10 protein-coding genes are annotated in these 17,139 nt (G+C 73.9%); 7 read left to right on the forward strand and 3 right to left on the reverse strand.

The features are described from left to right. Positions 1-3: 3 nt before the first annotated feature. Both HJG45_RS21825 and HJG45_RS21830 read right to left on the reverse strand, forming a co-directional pair. Positions 4-795: a TerB family tellurite resistance protein gene (locus tag HJG45_RS21825; RefSeq protein WP_171615026.1), complete on the reverse strand. Its 792-nt coding sequence runs from the start codon at positions 793-795 to the stop codon at positions 4-6. Between the two features lie 411 nt (positions 796-1,206). Beyond that, positions 1,207-1,743 (reverse strand): winged helix DNA-binding protein, encoded by a 537-nt coding sequence (locus HJG45_RS21830; RefSeq protein ID WP_171615027.1) that lies wholly within the window; start codon positions 1,741-1,743, stop codon positions 1,207-1,209. 154 nt (positions 1,744-1,897) lie between these two features. Here HJG45_RS21830 and HJG45_RS21835 point away from each other — a divergent pair, with 154 nt between their 5' ends. Next, positions 1,898-5,707 (forward strand): hydantoinase B/oxoprolinase family protein, encoded by a 3,810-nt coding sequence (locus HJG45_RS21835; protein WP_171615028.1) that lies wholly within the window; start codon positions 1,898-1,900, stop codon positions 5,705-5,707. Between the two features lie 84 nt (positions 5,708-5,791). Beyond that, the gene (locus tag HJG45_RS21840) at positions 5,792-8,647 is read left to right on the forward strand and encodes an AsmA family protein (protein WP_171615029.1); all 2,856 of its coding nucleotides are present in this window, start codon (positions 5,792-5,794) and stop codon (positions 8,645-8,647) included. A 363-nt stretch (positions 8,648-9,010) separates the two neighbouring features. Here the strand turns inward: HJG45_RS21840 and HJG45_RS21845 are convergent, their stop codons facing one another. Next, on the reverse strand, positions 9,011-11,332 hold the full coding sequence (locus tag HJG45_RS21845; protein ID WP_171615030.1) for a PAS domain-containing sensor histidine kinase: 2,322 nt from the start codon (positions 11,330-11,332) through the stop codon (positions 9,011-9,013). 157 nt (positions 11,333-11,489) lie between these two features. On the opposite strand from HJG45_RS21845, the gene HJG45_RS21850 reads away from it, so the two are divergent. From HJG45_RS21850 to HJG45_RS21870, 5 genes are all read left to right on the forward strand, one after another. Further along, positions 11,490-12,368, forward strand: coding sequence for a MurR/RpiR family transcriptional regulator (locus tag HJG45_RS21850; protein ID WP_171615031.1), 879 nt, complete (start codon positions 11,490-11,492; stop codon positions 12,366-12,368). Continuing rightward, positions 12,365-13,741, forward strand: a complete 1,377-nt coding sequence (locus HJG45_RS21855) for an aspartate aminotransferase family protein (protein WP_171615032.1) — start codon at positions 12,365-12,367, stop codon at positions 13,739-13,741. Before HJG45_RS21850 ends, HJG45_RS21855 begins: the two co-directional genes overlap by 4 nt. A 31-nt stretch (positions 13,742-13,772) precedes the next feature. After that, positions 13,773-14,786 (forward strand): amino acid ABC transporter substrate-binding protein, encoded by a 1,014-nt coding sequence (locus HJG45_RS21860; protein ID WP_171615034.1) that lies wholly within the window; start codon positions 13,773-13,775, stop codon positions 14,784-14,786. A 91-nt stretch (positions 14,787-14,877) separates the two neighbouring features. Further along, positions 14,878-16,275, forward strand: a complete 1,398-nt coding sequence (locus HJG45_RS21865) for a M20 family metallopeptidase (RefSeq protein ID WP_171615036.1) — start codon at positions 14,878-14,880, stop codon at positions 16,273-16,275. A gap of 158 nt (positions 16,276-16,433) precedes the next feature. Further along, positions 16,434-17,066, forward strand: coding sequence for an EF-hand domain-containing protein (locus HJG45_RS21870; RefSeq protein WP_171615038.1), 633 nt, complete (start codon positions 16,434-16,436; stop codon positions 17,064-17,066). The last annotated feature ends 73 nt before the right edge of the window (positions 17,067-17,139 follow it).

Raw genomic sequence — 17,139 nt, forward strand, 5'->3', positions numbered from 1 at the left:
GCCTCACAGGTTGCGTTCCCGCTTCACCCGGTCCCAGGCGGCATTGATCTCGGCGACCTTGTCGGTGGCGCGCTTGACGAATTCCGGCGGCACGCCGCGGGAGGCGAGGCTGTCCGGGTGGTTCTCCCGCATCAGCCGCCGCCAGGCTTGGCGCAGCGCGTCGTCGCTCGCCGAGCGCGAGACGCCGAGCACGGCATAGGGGTCCGGCCCGCTCGGCATCGGCGCCGCCTGGTGGCTGCCCGTGCTGCGGCCGTCGCGCGCCCGCTCCCAGGACGGGGCGTCGAGTCCGAAGCCGACCTGGACGCCCTGCAGGAAGGCGACCTCGGCCTTGGTGAGCGGCCCGTCGGCGCGGGCGATCTGGAAGAGCGCGGCGAGCACGTCCTCCAGCATGCCCTTGTTGTCCTGGAAGGCCTCGCCGAGGCGCCGGGCGAAGGGGCGGTAGTCGTCCTGCGAGGCGCGCGCCTGGTCGAAGAGCCGGCCGACCTCCCGCAGGTTCTCCGGCGGGATGCGGAAGAGGCGCTTGAAGGTGTCGATCTCCTCGCGCTTCACCGGGCCGTCGCAGCGCGCCAGCTTGGCGGCCAGCACCACGACGGAGATGGCGAAGAGCTGCTCCTTCGAGCCGAGCATCGCGGCGAGGTCGGCGGCCTGCCGCACCGAGGTGCGGCCGAACAGCGCGCCCGGATTGCCGCCATTCTGGTCGGCGGCATGGCCGAGCGCCGCTCCCATCACGGCACCGAGGGGGCCACCGGTCACGAAGCCGGCCACGCCACCGATGATCTTGCCCCAGAGGCTCAATGCCAACATCCCATTGCCCGCGAGGATTTACCACGTGCGGGGCAGGACAGGGGAGCGTTGCCACGCGCGCCACCCGCGTCCCGAAGGGCGCCCGGGCTAACATTCCCGGCACAGCGACCTGCGGAGGCAGCGCGGCGCCTGCCCGCCGATGCGCCTGGCCGAGTCGCGCGGCCCGACCGAGAGGCGTGGGGGAGGGGGAAAGGGCTCGACTCGTCGCCGCGCCCGCCCTCCTGGCCGCCGCGACACTGCATAAATAAGGCGCCCGTCAGAACCGTCGCTGCCCGTTGCCCTGCTGCGGCTTTGCCGCCCGTTGCCCTGCTGCGGCTTTGCCGCGGCAGGCTGTGACGGTTCCTGGGCAGGAGGGGACTCCATGGGGCCCCCGCAAAGCCGCGAAGCGGTTTTGCGGGGATTTCAAAGTGTCGCCGCCGCCCGTGCGGCGGCCTCGTAGAAGCCGGAGAGGGTCCGCAGCAGCGCCGCGACGCGCGCGAGCGCCTCGGCATCGGGGCCGCCCTGGCCGACGGGCTCGGCCAGCAGCCGCTCGCGCAGCGCGGCGTAGCGTTGGCAGAGCGCCGCGCCCTCCGGCGTGATCCCGACCAGCTTCTCCTTGCCGGCGCGGTCGATGCGCACCAGCCCCGCCGCGGCGAGCTTGCGGATGGCATAGGTGGCGATGTGCGCATCCTCGATCGCCAGCGCCAGCAGGATCTCCGCCTGCCGCTTCGGCCGGTCGCGGTGCCGCACCGTGTGCAGGATCAGGATCTCGGTCGGCGAGAGGCCGGGCAGGCCGGCCGCGGCCATGCAACCGGTGATCCAGCGCTGGAAGGCATGGCTGGCGAGGATCAGCCCGTATTCCATCTCCGACAGGCCGGGCGAGGCGCCGGCGGCGAGATGGGCGGAGGAGACGACCGGGCCGGGCGGCGCCGGGGCGGCCGGGCGGCGGGATGCGGGCATGGGAAACCTCCAGGCCTTATATTGACAAAATACCGATAAATTATCACTGAAACTTCGATGCCACGGCCCAGGCCTTGCAAGCAACGGGGCCGGTTGCCCCCGGTCTTGCAAGCGGCGCCGGGCGTTGCCATCACGCGAGCGGGGGAGGGATGCGATGAGCGGGGCCTGGCAGTTCTGGATCGACCGCGGCGGCACCTTCACCGACATCGTCGCCCGCGACCCCGAGGGGCGCCTCTCCACCGCCAAGCTGCTGTCGGAGAATCCCGGCCGCTACCGCGACGCGGCCGTCGCCGGCATCCGGCAATGCCTCGGCCTCGCGCCCGACGCGCCGATCCCGCCCGGCCGCATCGAGGCGGTGAAGATGGGCACCACGGTCGCCACCAACGCGTTGCTCGAGCGCAAGGGCGAGCGGGTGCTGCTGCTGGTCAATCGCGGCTTCGCCGACCTGCTGCGCATCGGCAACCAGGCCCGGCCGCGCCTCTTCGACCTCCATGTCCGCCTGCCCGACCTGCTGCATGAGCGGGTCGCCGAGATCGGCGGCCGCGTCGCGGTGGACGGCACGGAGATCGAGCCGCTCGACGAGGCGGGGGCGCGGGAGGCGCTGCGCGCCGGCTTCGATGCCGGCATCCGCGCCGTCGCCATCGCGCTGATGCATGCCTGGGCGCATCCGGCGCAGGAGCTCCGCCTCGGCGAGATCGCCCGCGAGGCCGGCTTCACCCAGGTCTCGCTCAGCCACCAGGCGAGCCCGTTGCCGCGCATCGTCCCGCGCGGCGACACCACCGTGGTCGATGCCTATCTCTCGCCGATCCTGCGGCGCTACGTGGAGCAGGTGGCGGGCGAGCTGAACGCCGGCGCCGCGGGCGACGAGCATGAATCGGCCGGGCGGAACTCCGTCCGATCGGCCGGCGCCGCAGGCGACGGACGTGAATCGGCCGGGCGGAACTCCGTCCGATCGGCCGGTGCCGCAGGCGACGGACGTGAATCGGCCGGGCAGAATTCCGTCCGGCTCTACTTCATGCAGTCGAGCGGCGGCCTCGCCGAGGCCGGGCATTTCCAGGGCAAGGACGCCATCCTCTCCGGCCCCGCCGGCGGCATCGTCGGCGCCGCGCGCACCGCCGCCATGGCCGGCTTCGAGCGCATCATCGGCTTCGACATGGGCGGCACCTCGACCGATGTCGCCCTCTATGCCGGCGCCTTCGAGCGGGCCTTCGAGACGCTGGTCGCCGGGGTGCGCATGCGCGCGCCGATGATGGCGATCAACACCGTCGCGGCCGGCGGCGGCTCCATCCTGCAATTCGACGGCGCCCGCTACCGGGTGGGGCCGGACAGCGCCGGCGCCGTGCCCGGCCCGGCCTGCTACCGCCGCGGCGGGCCGCTGACCGTGACGGATGCCAATGTCATGGTCGGCAAGATCCAGCCGCGGCATTTCCCCGGCGTCTTCGGCCCGGATGGCGACCAGCCCCTCGATGCCGAGGTGGTGCGGGAGAGGTTCGGCGCCCTGGCGCGGGAGATCGCGGCGGCGACCGGCACGCCGCAGGACCCGCGCGCCGTCGCCGAGGGCTTCCTGCGGGTCGCCGTCGCCAACATGGCCAATGCCATCAAGCAGGTCTCGATCCAGAAGGGCCACGACGCCACCCGCTTCACCCTGCAATGCTTCGGCGGCGCCGGCGGCCAGCATGCCTGCCTGGTCGCCGACGAGCTCGGCATGGAGACCGTCTTCATCCATCCCTTCGCCGGGGTGCTCTCCGCCTATGGGATGGGCCTCGCCGACCAAGCGGTGATCCGCGAGCGGGCGGTGGAGGCGCCGCTCGCCGCGGCGGGCATGGCCGATCTCGCGGCGCGGCTCGACGCGCTGGCCGAGGAGGGGCGCGCGGAGCTGCTGCGCCAGGGCGCGCCGGCCGAGCGCATCTCGGCGCAGCGCCGGCTGCACCTGCGCTATGCCGGCACCGACAGCTTCCTGCCGGTGCCCTTCGGCGGCCATGCCGAGGTGCTGGAGGCCTTCACCGCCGCGCACCGCCAGCGCTTCGGCTTCGCCACGCCGGAGCGCGAGGTGGTGGTCGAGGCCTGCATCGCCGAGGTCGTGGCCGCCGGCGAGGCGGTGGAGGAGGCGCGGCTGCCGGCCCGGGCGGCGGGCGAGGCGCCGGCGCCGATCGACACCGTGCCGCTCTTCACCGGCGGCGCCGAGGCCGCGGCGCCGGTCTTCGACCGCGAGGCACTGCTGGCCGGCGACCGCCTGGCCGGCCCCGCCCTGATCCGCGAGGCGAATGCGACCACGGTCGTCGAGCCCGGCTGGACGGCCGAGGTGACGCCGCTGAACCACCTCGTCCTCCGCCGCACCACGCCGCGCCCGGCGACGCATGTGGCGGCCACCGGCCGGCCCGACCCGGTGATGCTGGAGCTGTTCAACAACCTCTTCATGAGCATCGCCGAGCAGACCGGGGCGGTGCTGCAGAACACCAGCCTCTCGGTCAACATCAAGGAGCGGCTGGACTTCTCCTGCGCCCTGTTCGACGCGACCGGGGCGCTGGTGGCGAATGCGCCGCACGTGCCGGTGCATCTCGGCGCCATGGGGGAGAGCGTGCGGACCGTGATCCGCCTGCGCGGCCCGGCCAGCGCCACCCCCCTGCGGCCGGGCGACGTGGTGGCGCTGAACAACCCGTATAACGGCGGCACGCACCTGCCCGACATCACGGTGATCACGCCGGTCTTCGATGCCGAGGGTCGGGACATCCTGTTCTTCGTCGGCTCGCGCGGCCACCATGCCGATATCGGCGGACTGACCCCCGGCTCCACCCCGCCCGAGTCCCGCAGCCTGGAGGAGGAGGGGGTGGTGATCGATAATTTCCTCCTCGTCGCGCAGGGGCGGTTCCGGGAGGCGGAGTTCCGCGCCCTGCTGGCCGGCGCCACCTGGCCGGCGCGCAGCCCGGACGTGAACCTCGCCGACATCAAGGCGCAGGTCGCGGCCAACGAGAAGGGCGTGCAGGAGCTGCAGCGCGCCGTCGGCGCCTACGGGCTCGACACGGTGCGGGCCTATATGCGGCACGTCATGGACAATGCCGAGGAGAGCGTGCGCCGGGTGCTCGACCGGCTACAGGACGGCGCCTTCGAGACCCGGCTCGATGACGGCACGCCGCTGAAGGTGGCGGTGCGGGTGGACCGGCCGGGCCGCCGGGCGGTGATCGACTTCACCGGCACCGGGGCGCAGCGGCCGGGCAATTTCAACGCCCCTGCCGCGGTCTGCCGGGCGGTGGTGCTCTACTGCTTCCGCGCCCTGGTCGGCGAGGAGATCCCGCTGAACGATGGCTGCCTGGCGCCGCTCGAGATCCGGGTGCCGCCCGGCACCTTCCTCTCGCCACAGCCGGGCGCGGCGGTGGTCGCCGGCAATACCGAGGTGAGCCAGGTCACCTGCAACGCCCTGCTCGCCGCCCTCGGCGCCTGCGCCTCCGCCCAGGCGACGATGAACAACGTGCTATTTGGCGATGCGCGGTACCAATATTACGAAACCGTCTGCGGCGGCGTCGGGGCCGGTCCCGGTTTCGACGGCTGGGGGCCGGTGCAGACGCACATGACCAATACCCGCATGACCGATCCGGAGGTGCTGGAGCTGCGCTATCCCGTCCGCCTCGAGGAATTCTCGATCCGCCGCGGCTCCGGCGGCGCCGGGCGCTGGCGGGGCGGCGACGGTGCGCGGCGGCGGATCCGTTTCCTGCGGCCGATGCAGGCGGTGGTCGTGGCCTCGCGCCGCAACGTCGCGCCGCACGGCCTCGCGGACGGCGCGGATGGCGCGCCGGGCCGGCAATGGGTGGAGCGCGCCGATGGGCGCATCGATCCCATCCCCGGCAATGCCGGCAGCGCCGAGCTCGCCCCCGGCGACGCGCTGGTGCTCGAGACGCCCGGCGGCGGCGGCTGGGGCTCGCCAGGATCACCCCCCATAGGCAATCCGCCCGGGGGTGGTCCTGTCTGAGCCGGATCACCGGGGCAGCGGCCCCACGGGGATCGGCCCCAAGGGGACCGGTGCGGCCGGGATCGGGGGGATGGTGCGCCCGCCATGATGCGGCGCGTCCTTCTCGCCGTGCTCGGCCTCGTCCTGCTGCTGGTCGCCGCCCTCTTCAGCGTGCCGCGGCTGCTGGACTGGGAATCCTGGCGGCCGCAGCTCGCCGAGCTGGCGAGCAGCCGCCTCGGCCGCCCGGTGCATCTCGACGGCCCGATCACCCTGGTGCTGCTGCCGCAGCCGCGGGTCGAGGCGCGCAACGTCTCGGTCGGCCCGGCTGGGGACGGCCTCAGCATCGCCGCCCGCAGCATGCGGCTGCGGCTCGATCTCGGCGCCCTGCTGACCGGGCGGCTGGAGCCGCGCGAGATCGCGCTGGTCGGCGGCGACATCGTCCTGCCCTGGCCGCCCGTCGCCCTGCCGGGCTTCCGCGCCCCGCCCTGGAACGGGCCGCTCGAAGCCGAGCTCGAGGATTGCCGGCTCCGCCTCGGAGGGTTGCAGGCGGAGGCGGTGAATGCCCGGCTCGTCACCGGCGGCCCGCTGCAGGCGGTGGTCGCCGAGGGGAGCCTCGCCTGGCGCGGCTATGCGGCGCGCGTCTCGGTCCAGCTCGGCCGCGCCGGCTTCGACGGCGTCGCGCCGCTCGACCTCACCCTCTCTGGCGCCGGCTCCAGCCTCTCGGCCCGCGGCATGCTGGCGCCCGAGGGCGGCTTCGAGGGGCGGATGGAGGCGGGCGGCACCGACCTCGCCGCGCTCATGCCGGTGCCGGGCGGCCCCTGGCGGGCGACCGGGCGGCTGACCGCCGCCGCCGACCTGATCGCCGGCGACACCCTCAACATCGAGATCGGCGGCCAGGCGGCGCGCGGCGCCGCGACGCTCCGCCTCGCCCCCGATACGCGGCTCGACATCGCCCTCGCCGCCGGCCGGCTCGACCTCGATGCCTGGATCGCGGCGCTGCGCGGCGCCCGCGGCTACGCGCTGCCGGCCGCGGTCCCGGTCAGCATCGACCTCTCCGCCGAGGCGACCGGCTTCGCCGGCGTGCCGCTGCGGCGGCTGCGCGGCGCCTTCTTCCTGGAAGGCGAGCGGCTCTCCCTCTCCGACGTCTCGGCCCTGCTGCCCGGCGATACCGAGATCGAGGTCGCCGGCGCCACCGCCGGCCCGCGCATGGAGCTCGCGCTCCGCTTCAACGGCCGGACGATCCGCGACACGCTCGCCGCCCTCGGCCTGCCGCTCGCCGGCACCGACCCGGCCCGGCTGCGCGCGGCGGAGGGCCGCTTCAAGCTGACGCTCGAGGGCAGCGAGGTCGTGGTCTCCGACCTCGCCGCCACGATCGACGGCGCGAAGGTGAGTGGCAACGGCGTCTGGCGGCAAGGCAATCCGCGTCCCGCCATCGGCCTCGGCCTCACCATCGACCGGCTCGACCTCGACGGGCTGCTGCCGCGGCCGCCGGGCGCGGCGACGCTCAACACCCGCCTCGGCGGCCTCGACCTCAATCTCCGCCTCGCGGCCGACAAGGTGACCTGGCGCGGCCTGGCGGCAGAGCGGGCGACGCTCGACGCGGCGCTCGAGAACGGCCGCGCGACCCTGCGCCGGCTGGCGCTGCGCAGCGGCGAGATGGATGTCGCCGCCTCCGGCGCGGTGCAGCTCGGCACGCCGCTGCGGCTCTCCGATGCCAATCTCGAACTGAGCGGGGCCGGCGCCGCCCTGCTGCCGTTGCTGCCGGCGGACTGGGCCGGCCTGGCGCCGCTGCTCGCCCAGCCGCTGACGCTGCGCCTCTCGGCCAGCGGCGTGCCGGAGGCGCTGGCGCTGCGGGCCGAGGGCGATCTCGGCGCGCTGCGGGCTGAGGCGGGCGGCACGCTGGACACGCTGCAGCGGCGCGGCGGCGGCAACCTCACCCTGCGGCATCCCGGCGCGCCGCGGCTGCTGGCGCCGCTGCTCGGCGAGGAGGCCGCGGCCTGGCTGGGGCCGGGCTCCTTCTCCGCCATCCTCGGCCTCACCGGCCAGGGCCGGCGGCTGACCGCCGAGCATCTCGACCTGGTGGCCGGCGGCTTCCGCGGGCGAGGGCAGCTGACGCTGGCGCTCGACGGCGCCCGGCCGCGGCTGGGCGGGCGCTTCGCCGCCGAGACCCTGCCCCTGCCGGAGTTGCCCTTGCGCGGCACCGAGCCGCTGGGCTTCGACCGGCTCGGCGCCCTCGACCTCGACCTGGCGGTGGAGGCGGCGCGAATCGAGGCGCTGGGCCATCCGGTGCTGGAGCAGGCCGCCGGCAGCCTCAAGCTCGCCGGCGGCGTGCTGCGGCTGGAGAGCCTGCAGGCGCGGCTCGGCGGCGGCACGCTGGGCGGGACGCTGACGATCGACGGCACCGCCTCGCCGCCGCGTCTCGGGCTGGAGGCGACGCTCGCCGATGCCATCCTGGCCGGGCCGCTGCTCGACCTGCCGATCGATCTCAGCGCCGGCCGGGCCGAGGGACAGGCGCGGCTCGCCGCCTCCGGCCACAGCATGGCGGCGCTGCTGGCGACGCTCGACGGCGCGGCGAGCCTCGCGGTGCGGGATGGCGTGCTGGTCGGCTTCGACCTGCCGGCGCTGCAGGCGGCGGCGGGCATCACCGACCTGCGGCCGGCGGAAGCGGCGATGCGGCGCGCGCTCTCGCAGGGCGCCACGGCCTTCGAGCGGCTCGACGGCGTGCTGCGGCTCTCGGAAGGCCGGGCGGTGCTGGATGGCAGCCGGCTGGTGACGGAGGGCGCGGGCGAGGCGACGGCGAGTGGCGGCATCGAGCTCGGCCGCGGCGCGCTGGACCTGCGGATCGGCATGAAGCCGCTCGCCGAGGCGCCGGAGATCGGCCTGCGCCTCACCGGCCCGGCCAGCGCGCCGCAGCGCCTGCCGGAACTCGCCGCCTTCCTGCGCTGGCGCGCCGAGCATTGATACCGGCGCCCCTCATGCGTGACCGCATGGCGGGCTTCCATTCCGTGCCCTATTGGCGCCGGGCGCAAACCTCCGGTTTGTTGGGCTTCGCCGCGTCGTGCGAACAGCACGCCTTCGTGACGCGCCTAGAGCAGATCCCGATCAGGTGGAATCGCCTGATCGGGTGAAGATGCTCCGGCGGCGCGACCGGCGGCGCCCGTTCGGGCGCTCGGCATGGATGGATCATTCATGCCGTCGGCATGAGGCCGATGGCCCCCATGCGCTGCCGCCGGCCGGGTGTCGAAGCCCCTCCGGGCGCCGGCCGCGACAGTCATGGCTGACTTTGGGCAAGTAGAGGCCAAGACAAGCCGGGCACCAGCGCCGCTAGTCCGACTGTACTGATCGCACCGCTTCGGCGAGCGCCCGGGCCAGCTCGGCCTCGCCATAGGGCTTGCGGATGACCGGCGCCAGCAAGGGCGTCGCATCGCCCGGGGCGGGCGCCGATCCCGAGGCCAGCAGCACGGGCAGCGCCGGCCAGCGGCGGCGCAATTCCTCGATTCGCACGGGGCCCGATGCGCCGCCGGGCAGCAGGGTGTTGACGAAGAGCAGGTCGACGCTCTCCGGCGCCTCCTCCAGCCGCCGCAGCGCGGCATCCGGGTCGGGCACCAGCATGGCCGTGTGGCCCGCCTCCTCGATCAGTCCGGCGGCGAGGCGCCCGACCGACGGGTCCTGCTCGACGACCAGCACGCGCAGCGGCGCGGGGGCGGGCGGAGTCGCGGCGAGGGCGGCGTCGGCCGCGGCCGGCTTCGCACCACCCTCGCAGGCGGGCAGGTAGAAGGTGACGATGGTGCCCCGGCCGAGCTCGGTCTCGATGTCGAGCGTGCCGCCCGACTGCTTGGCGAAGCCATAGGCCTGGCTGAGCCCGAGGCCGGTGCCCTTGCCGACCGGCTTGGTGGTGAAGAAGGGCTCCAGCACGCGGTCGATGAGATCCTTCGGGATGCCGGTGCCGGTATCGCTGATGCGCACGACGACGTAGCGCCCTTCGAGGCCGAGCTTCCGGTCGTCGAGCATGCGGTTCGCCGCCGCGAAGCGCAGCAGGCCGCCCTGCGGCATGGCGTCCCGCGCATTGATGGCGACGTTGAGCAAGGCGAGCTCGAACTGCGTCGGATCGACCATCACCGCCCAGAGCTCGTCCGGCAACTCGACCTCGATCCGGATGTCGCTGCGGATCGAGCGCGCCGCGAGGCTCGCCGCCTCCCGCACCCGCTCGATGGTGTCGACCGCCTCGCTCTGCATGGGCAGGCGGCGGGAGAAGGCGAGGAGCTGGCGCGTCAGCTCGGCGCCGCGGGCCGCGGCGGCGCGCACGCTGGCGATGATCTCGCCGGCCTGCAGCACCTCCTTCGGCACCCGCCGCTCGATCAGCCGCAGCCCGACGCTGATGATCTGCAGCAGGTTGTTGAAGTCGTGCGCCACGCCGCCGGTGAGCTGGCCGATCGCCTCGAGCCGCTGCGACTGCGCGAGCTGCTCGCGCATCTCCTCGAGCGCGACCTGCGCGCTCCGCCGCTCGGTGACGTCGCGGGTGACCTTGACGAAGCCGACGAGCCGGCCCTGCTCGCGCACGGCGTTGACCACCATGCTCGCCCAGAAGCGCGACCCGTCCTTGCGGACCCGCCAGCCCTCGGCCTCGAAGCGGCCCTCGCCGGCGGCGATGACGAGGGCCCGGGTCGGCAGGCCCTCCGCGCGATCCTCCTCGGTGAAGAAGCACGTATAGGGCTGGCCGAGGATCTCGGCGGCGGCATAGCCCTTGATGCGCTCGGCGCCGGCATTCCAGTTGCTGACCCGGCCATCGAGGTCGAGCATGAAGATGGCGTAGTCGGTCACGCTCTCGACCAGCAGCCGGAAGCGCCGCTCGCTTTCCTGCAACGCCTGCTCCGTCCGCCGCCGCTGCGTGATGTCGCGCGTGAGCTTGGCGAAGCCGATCAGCCGGCCCTGGTCGTCATGCACCGGCTGGATGGTGACGCTGGCCCAGAAGCGGCTGCCGTCGCGCCGGACCCGCCAGCCCTCGCCCTCGAACCGCCCGGTCCGCACGGCCCGTGCCAGGGCCCGGCTCGGCAGGTCGCGCTGGCGATCCTCGGCGGTGTAGAAGCGGGAGAAATGCGTGCCGAGGACCTCCGCCTCGGTGAAGCCCTTGATGCGCTCGGCGCCGGCATTCCAACTGCTGATATGCCCCTCCACGTCGAGCATGTAGAGGGCGCAGTCGGTCATGCCCTGGACCAGCAGGCGGAAGCGGCGCTCGATCTCCGTCATGCGGTCGCGCAACGGCCCCCAGGCGCCCGGGTCCCGCAGGATCATGGCGAAGCCGGCGAGCCCGCCCTGACCGTCCCGCAGCGCCTGCACCAGGATGAGGGCGCGACGCCGCGACCCGTCGCTGCGGCGGCACCAGCCATCGAGCCGATGCCGCTCGGCCCGGGCGGCCTCCTCCAGGGTGGCGGCGGGCAGTCCGGCCGCGCGATCCTCCTCGGTGAAGAGGCCGGCGAGGGGCGTGCCGAGGATCTCGGCCGCGGCATGGCCGGTGAACCCGGCCGCGGCCTCGCTCCATTGGCTGACGCAGCCGGTGGGATCGAGCAGGAAGATCGCCTGGTCGGCCAGGACTTCGGCGAAGAGTTGCTCGCCATCCTGCGGCGCCGCCCCGGCTATGTGTCCCATGGGCGCATGTCCTCGTGGTGGCTGACCGCACCTGTCCGAGCGGGGCCTGATCCTACTGCCGCGGCGAATATCTGGATACCCGGCCGCCCGCAACTTGACAGGGGTTTGCAATGAAACAGATGTTGCGCGTGGCGCGGCTGCGTGAGACATATGGATCATGGTCGAGGATCCGCCCATCGCCGCGCTCCGCCGGGCGCTTCCCGGCCTGCCGCCGCGCCTGCAGGAGGCGGCGCGCTTCGTCGCGCGGCATGACTTCGACGCCGCCACCCGCTCGATGCGCGAACTCGCCGCTGCCGCCGGCGCCAGCCCCGCCACCTTCACCCGCCTGGCCCGGGCCCTCGGCTATGCCGGTTGGGAGGAGCTGCGCGAGGCGCTGATCGAGACCCGCCGGCCGGTGCCGGCGACGCCCTTCTCGCGCCGCGTCGCGCCCGGTATCGAGGCGATGGGCGTCCAGGCGATGGCGGCGCTTCCCGCGCGGATGCTGGAGGCCGATGCCGCGAGCCTCGGTCGCCTCGACCCGGCGCCGATCGCGGCCGCCGCCCGCATCCTGCACGAGGCGCCGCGCATCTGGGTTGCCGGCTTCCGCTCCTGCCGCGGCGTCGCGCAGCTCCTGCACTACCAGCTGCGCCTGTTCCGGCCGGCCGATGTCGCGCTGGTCGGCGGCGCCGGGCCGGAGGATCTCGATCTCGGGGCGCTTGCCGCCGGCGATGCGCTGGTCGTGCTCGGCTTCGCTCCCTATTCGCAGCAGAGCCTGCGCCTGGCGCGGGGCGGGCGCGATGCAGGCTGCCGCCTGGTGGCGCTGGCCGATGCGCCTGCCGCGCCCATCGCCGAGGGGGCCGAGCAATTGCTGCTCTTCGAGGCCGCGTCCGGCCCCGGCTTCTTCCCGAGCCTCACCGGCGCGCTCGCCACCGCCCAGGCGCTCGCCGCCGCCTGCTTCGCGCTGGGCGGCGAGTCCGCGCTGGCCCGGTTGCGCGCGACCGAGGCGCGGCTCGCCGCCTTCGCCGCATACCTGCCCGATCCGGAGACCTCGCCATGACCCAGGCCCAACCCCAGGCCCGGCCGCAGCCCAGGCGCAGCCGCGTTCTGCAACGCTCGCTGCGCGAGGTGCCGCCGCTCGCCATCGGCGGCCGCGGCATCCGGCTGATCGAGGCCGGGGGCCGCGAGGTGATCGATGCCTCGGGCGGCGCCGCCGTCTCCTGCCTCGGCCATCAGCATCCCCGCATCGTCGAGGCGATCAAGCGGCAGGCCGATCGGCTCTGCTACGCCCATACCGGCTTCTTCTCGAACGAGCCGGCCGAGGACCTCGCCGAGGAGCTGGTGGGGCAGGAGCCGGGCGGCCTCGCCCAGGCCTATTTCGTCGCCGGCGGCTCCGAGGCGGTGGAGGCCGCGATCAAGCTGGCGCGGCAATACTTTCTTGAGATCGGCCAGCCGGAGCGCGGGCGCTTCATCGCCCGCCGCCAGAGCTATCACGGCAACACGCTGGGCGCCCTCTCGGCCGGCGGCAATGCGGCGCGCAAGGCGCCCTATGCGCCGCTGCTCTCGCCCGCCTTCAGCCATGTCTCGCCCGCCTTCGCCTATCACGGCCAAGGGGCGGGGGAGGACGAGGCCGCCTATGTCGCCCGCCTCGCCGCCGAGCTGGAGGCGGAGTTCCAGCGCCTCGGCCCGGATCATGTCGCCGCCTTCATCGCCGAGCCGGTGGTCGGCGCGACGGCGGGCTGCGTGCCGGCGCCGGCCGGCTATTTCCAGGCGGTGCGCGCGATCTGCGACCGCCACGGCGCGCTGCTGATCCTCGACGAGGTGATGAGCGGCATGGGCCGCACCGGCACGCTGCATGCCTGGCAGCAGGAGGGGATCGCGCCCGACATCCAGGCGATCGCCAAAGGGCTCGGCGGCGGCTACCAGCCGATCGGCGCCGTGCTCGCCTCCGGCCGCGTGGTCGAGGCCATCGCGCGCGGCTCGGGCGCCTTCCAGCACGGCCATACCTATCTCTCGCATGCGCTGGCCTGCGCCGCCGCGCTCGAGGTGCAGCGGGTGATCCGCGAGGAGGGGCTGCTGGCCCATGTCGCCGCCATGGGCGAGCGCCTGCAGCGCCGCCTCGCCGAGCGCTTCGGCAACCACCACCATGTCGGCGACATCCGCGGCCGCGGCCTGTTCCGCGCCATCGAGCTGGTCGAGGACCGCGCCGGCCGGACGCCCTTCGATCCGGCGCTGCGGCTGCATGCGCGGATCAAGACGGAGGCTTTCGCCCGCGGCCTCGCCTGCTATCCCGGCGGCGGCACGGTGGATGGGGTGCGCGGCGACCATGTGCTGCTCGCGCCGCCCTACATCGTCGCGCCCGAGGAGATCGACCTCATCGTGGAGCGGCTGGGCGAGGCGGTGGATGCCGCCCTCGCCAGGCTACCGCGCTGACCCGACCCAATACAGGAGGAAGACCAGTTTCATGAAGCGCCTGATCCTCGCCGCCGGCCTGCTCGCCGGCGCCACCCTCGCCGTGCCGGCCGGCGCGGCGACGCTCGACACGGTGAAGCAGCGCGGCCAGCTCGTCTGCGGCGTCTCCACCGGCTTCGCCGGCTTCTCCACGCCGGACAGCCAGGGCGCCTATAAGGGGCTCGACGTCGATTACTGCCGCGCCATCGCCGCCGCCGTGCTCGGCGACGCGACCAAGATCCGCTTCGTGCCGCTGACCGCGCAGAACCGCTTCACCGCGCTGCAGTCGGGCGAGATCGACGTGCTGCTGCGCAACTCCACCCAGACCTTCCTGCGCGACGCCTCGATCGGCCTCAGCGCCGGGCCGGTGAACTTCTACGACGGCCAGGGCTTCGCGGTGAAGCGCGAGGCGGGCGTGAGCAAGGTGGCCGACCTCAACGGCGCGACGATCTGCGTGGCGCAGGGCACAACGCATGAGGTCACGCTCGGCGACATGGCGCGGGCGCGGAAGATGCAGATCCAGCCGGTGGTCTTCGAGCGGCCGGACACCATGTACCAGGCCTTCTTCGCCGGCCGCTGCGACGCGATGACGCAGGACGCCTCGGCGCTTGCCGGCGCGGTCAGCGTGGCGCCGAAGCCGGGCGACTACATGGTGCTGGCCGAGACCATCTCGAAGGAGCCGCTCGGGCCCTTTACCCGAAACGGCGACGAGCAATGGACCAACATCATCCAATGGGTGCATTACGGGCTGGTCGAGGCGGAGGAGGCCGGCGTCACCGCCGCCAATGCCGATGAGCAAGCGAAGGGATCGAACCCGGTGGCGCAGCGGCTGCTGGGGACCAGCGGCGAGTTCGGCTCGCGCCTCGGCCTCGACAACCGCTGGATGCTGAACGCCATCAAGGCGGTCGGCAATTACGGCGAGATCTTCGAGCGCAATGTCGGCAAGGACAGCCCGCTGAAGCTGCCGCGTGGCCTGAACGGGCTGTGGAGCGGCGGCGGGCTGATGTACGCCATTCCGTTCCGGTGAGACGGGCAGGGGGGGCGCCGGCCCCCCCTCGCGCCGCGGGCGCATCGGCGGCAGAGTGCGGGCCCCAGCCAACACTGATCCGGGGTCCCGCATGCCAAGCCGCGAAGGCGCCATCGCCCGCGCCGCCGCCTTCTTCGACGAGGGCCGCTTCAAGGCGCTGCTCGCCGAGCTCGTCGCCATCCCCTCCACCGCGCAGGAGCCGGACTTCGCGCCTGAGCTCGATCGCTACCTGCGCCAGGCGATCCAGCCCTGGGTGGAGCGGATGGGCTTCGCGGCGACGATCCATCCCAACCCGCTGGCGGGCTTCGGCCCGATCCTGACCGCTGAGCGGATCGAGGATCCGTCGTTGCCGACCGTCCTCCTCTACGGCCATGGCGACACGGTGCGCGGCCTCGACGCGCAGTGGCGCGCGGGGCTCACGCCCTGGGCGCTCACCGAGGAGGGTGACCGCTGGTACGGCCGCGGCACCGCCGACAACAAGGGCCAGCACGCCATCAACCTCGCGGCGCTCGAGGCGGTGCTCGAGGAGCGCGGCGGCAAGCTCGGCTGCAACGTCAAGCTGCTGCTCGAGATGGCGGAGGAGCGCGGCTCGCGCGGGCTGCAGGAATTCGCCGATGCCCGCAAGGACCTGCTGGCCGCCGACGTGCTGATCGCCTCGGACGGGCCGCGGGTGGAGCCGGAGCTGCCGACCATCGCCACCGGCAATCGCGGCATCTTCCAGTTCGACCTCGTGCTGGCGCTGCGCCAGGGCGGCGTGCATTCCGGCCATTGGGGCGGGCTGACCACCGATCCGGCGATCCGCCTCGGCCATGCCATCGCCGCCATCTGCGACGCGAAGGGACGCATCCTGGTGCGCGACTGGCTGCCGCAAAACGGCGTGCCGGCCGAGGTGCGGGCGGCGCTCGCCGGCTGCCCGGTCGGCGGCGGCGAGGGGGCGGCGACGATCGACGCCGATTGGGGCGAGCCCGGCCTGACCCCGGCCGAGAAGATCTATGGCTGGAACAGCTTCATCGTGCTGGCCATGCTGAGCGGCCAGCCGGAGAACCCGATGAACGCCGTCGCGCCCTCGGCGCGCGCCACCTGCCATATCCGCTACATCGCCGATACCGATCCGCACGGCTTCGAGGCGGCGCTGCGCCGGCACCTGGACGCGGCCGGCTTCGCCGACATCGCCATCGAGAATGCCGGGATGCGCATGTCGGCGGCCCGCACCGCGCCGAACCATCCCTGGGTGCTCTGGGCGCAGGAGAGCATGCAGCGCAGCCTCGGGACGCGGGTGCAGGTGATCCCGAACAGCTCCGGCGGGCTGCCGGGCGATGTCTTCGCCGACCAGCTTGGCCTGCCCATGGTCTGGGTGCCGCACAGCTACAACGGCTGCAAGCAGCACGGGCCGGACGAGCACCTGCTGATGGCGCCGGCGCGCGAGGGCATCCGCGCCTTCGCCGGGCTGTGGTGGGATCTCGGCGAGCCGGGCACGCCGCGGCGCTGAGGCGGCGGCGGGGCAGCCGAGGGAAGGGCCGGGGAGGGGCCGGCGCCGGGCCGTTACGCTTCCTCACCCGGCGGCGCTGCCGCTGTCATGCGTCTGTTACAAGGAATGCGCATCTCGGTGCCGGATGGCCCGTTGTGGCCATAGAGGAGGATCTGCCGATGATCACGCTTCGCACGGCCCTGCTGAGCACGGCCCTGCTGGCCATGGCGGCGGCGCCGGGCATGGCGCAGCCGACGCCGCCGGCCGCGCCCGCGCCGGGCGGCCCCGCTGCCGCGCCCGCGGCGCCCCCGCCGCCGGCCCCGCCCGGCGGTGGTCCGCGCCGGCCGCGCGCCGAGCATGGCCCACGGGCCATCTTCGACCAGTTCGACAGCAACAAGGATGGCAAGGTCACCTGGGACGAAGCCTGGACCGTGATCCAGCAGCGCTTCGCCGCCGCCGATCCCGATCGCGACGGCAGCCTGACCCTCCAGGAATTCGCCAGGATGCGCCTGATGCCGGAGCATGGCCCCGATCCCAACCCTGGCCCGGGCAAGGGCCGCGGGCCGCAGCATGAGCGCATGCTCGGCATGATGTTCCGGGCGCTGGATGCCAACCGCGATGGGGTGGTGACGCTGGAGGAGATCCGGCCCATGGCCGAGGCGCGCTTCCGTGCCCTCGACGCCAATGGCGACGGCGCGATCACCCGCGACGAGTTGCCGAAGCCGCCGCCGCGGCGCGGCCATCACCAGCAGCGCGGGCAGGGTGGCCCGGCCGCGCCCGAGGCGCCGCCGGCAGCGCCGCAGCAGAACTGAGCCTCGGCGGCCGGGCCCCGGCGCCCGGCCGCTCGCCCGCCCGCGGCCGCTTCCGCCTCGCCGCAATCCGCGT

It is taken from the genome of Roseicella sp. DB1501 (assembly GCF_013112485.1).
GTDB lineage: Bacteria > Pseudomonadota > Alphaproteobacteria > Acetobacterales > Acetobacteraceae > Paracraurococcus.

Bases quoted from the DNA above. Each gene is read 5' to 3' on its own strand.
- HJG45_RS21835 (WP_171615028.1), top strand. From the start codon at position 1,898: ATGAGCGGGGCCTGGCAGTTCTGGATCGACCGCGGCGGCACCTTCACC.
- HJG45_RS21855 (WP_171615032.1), top strand. From the start codon at position 12,365: ATGACCCAGGCCCAACCCCAGGCCCGGCCGCAGCCCAGGCGCAGCCGC.
- HJG45_RS21865 (WP_171615036.1), top strand. From the start codon at position 14,878: ATGCCAAGCCGCGAAGGCGCCATCGCCCGCGCCGCCGCCTTCTTCGAC.
- HJG45_RS21840 (WP_171615029.1), top strand. From the start codon at position 5,792: ATGATGCGGCGCGTCCTTCTCGCCGTGCTCGGCCTCGTCCTGCTGCTG.
- HJG45_RS21860 (WP_171615034.1), top strand. From the start codon at position 13,773: ATGAAGCGCCTGATCCTCGCCGCCGGCCTGCTCGCCGGCGCCACCCTC.
- HJG45_RS21870 (WP_171615038.1), top strand. From the start codon at position 16,434: ATGATCACGCTTCGCACGGCCCTGCTGAGCACGGCCCTGCTGGCCATG.
- HJG45_RS21830 (WP_171615027.1), bottom strand. From the start codon at position 1,743: ATGCCCGCATCCCGCCGCCCGGCCGCCCCGGCGCCGCCCGGCCCGGTC.
- HJG45_RS21850 (WP_171615031.1), top strand. From the start codon at position 11,490: ATGGTCGAGGATCCGCCCATCGCCGCGCTCCGCCGGGCGCTTCCCGGC.
- HJG45_RS21845 (WP_171615030.1), bottom strand. From the start codon at position 11,332: ATGGGACACATAGCCGGGGCGGCGCCGCAGGATGGCGAGCAACTCTTC.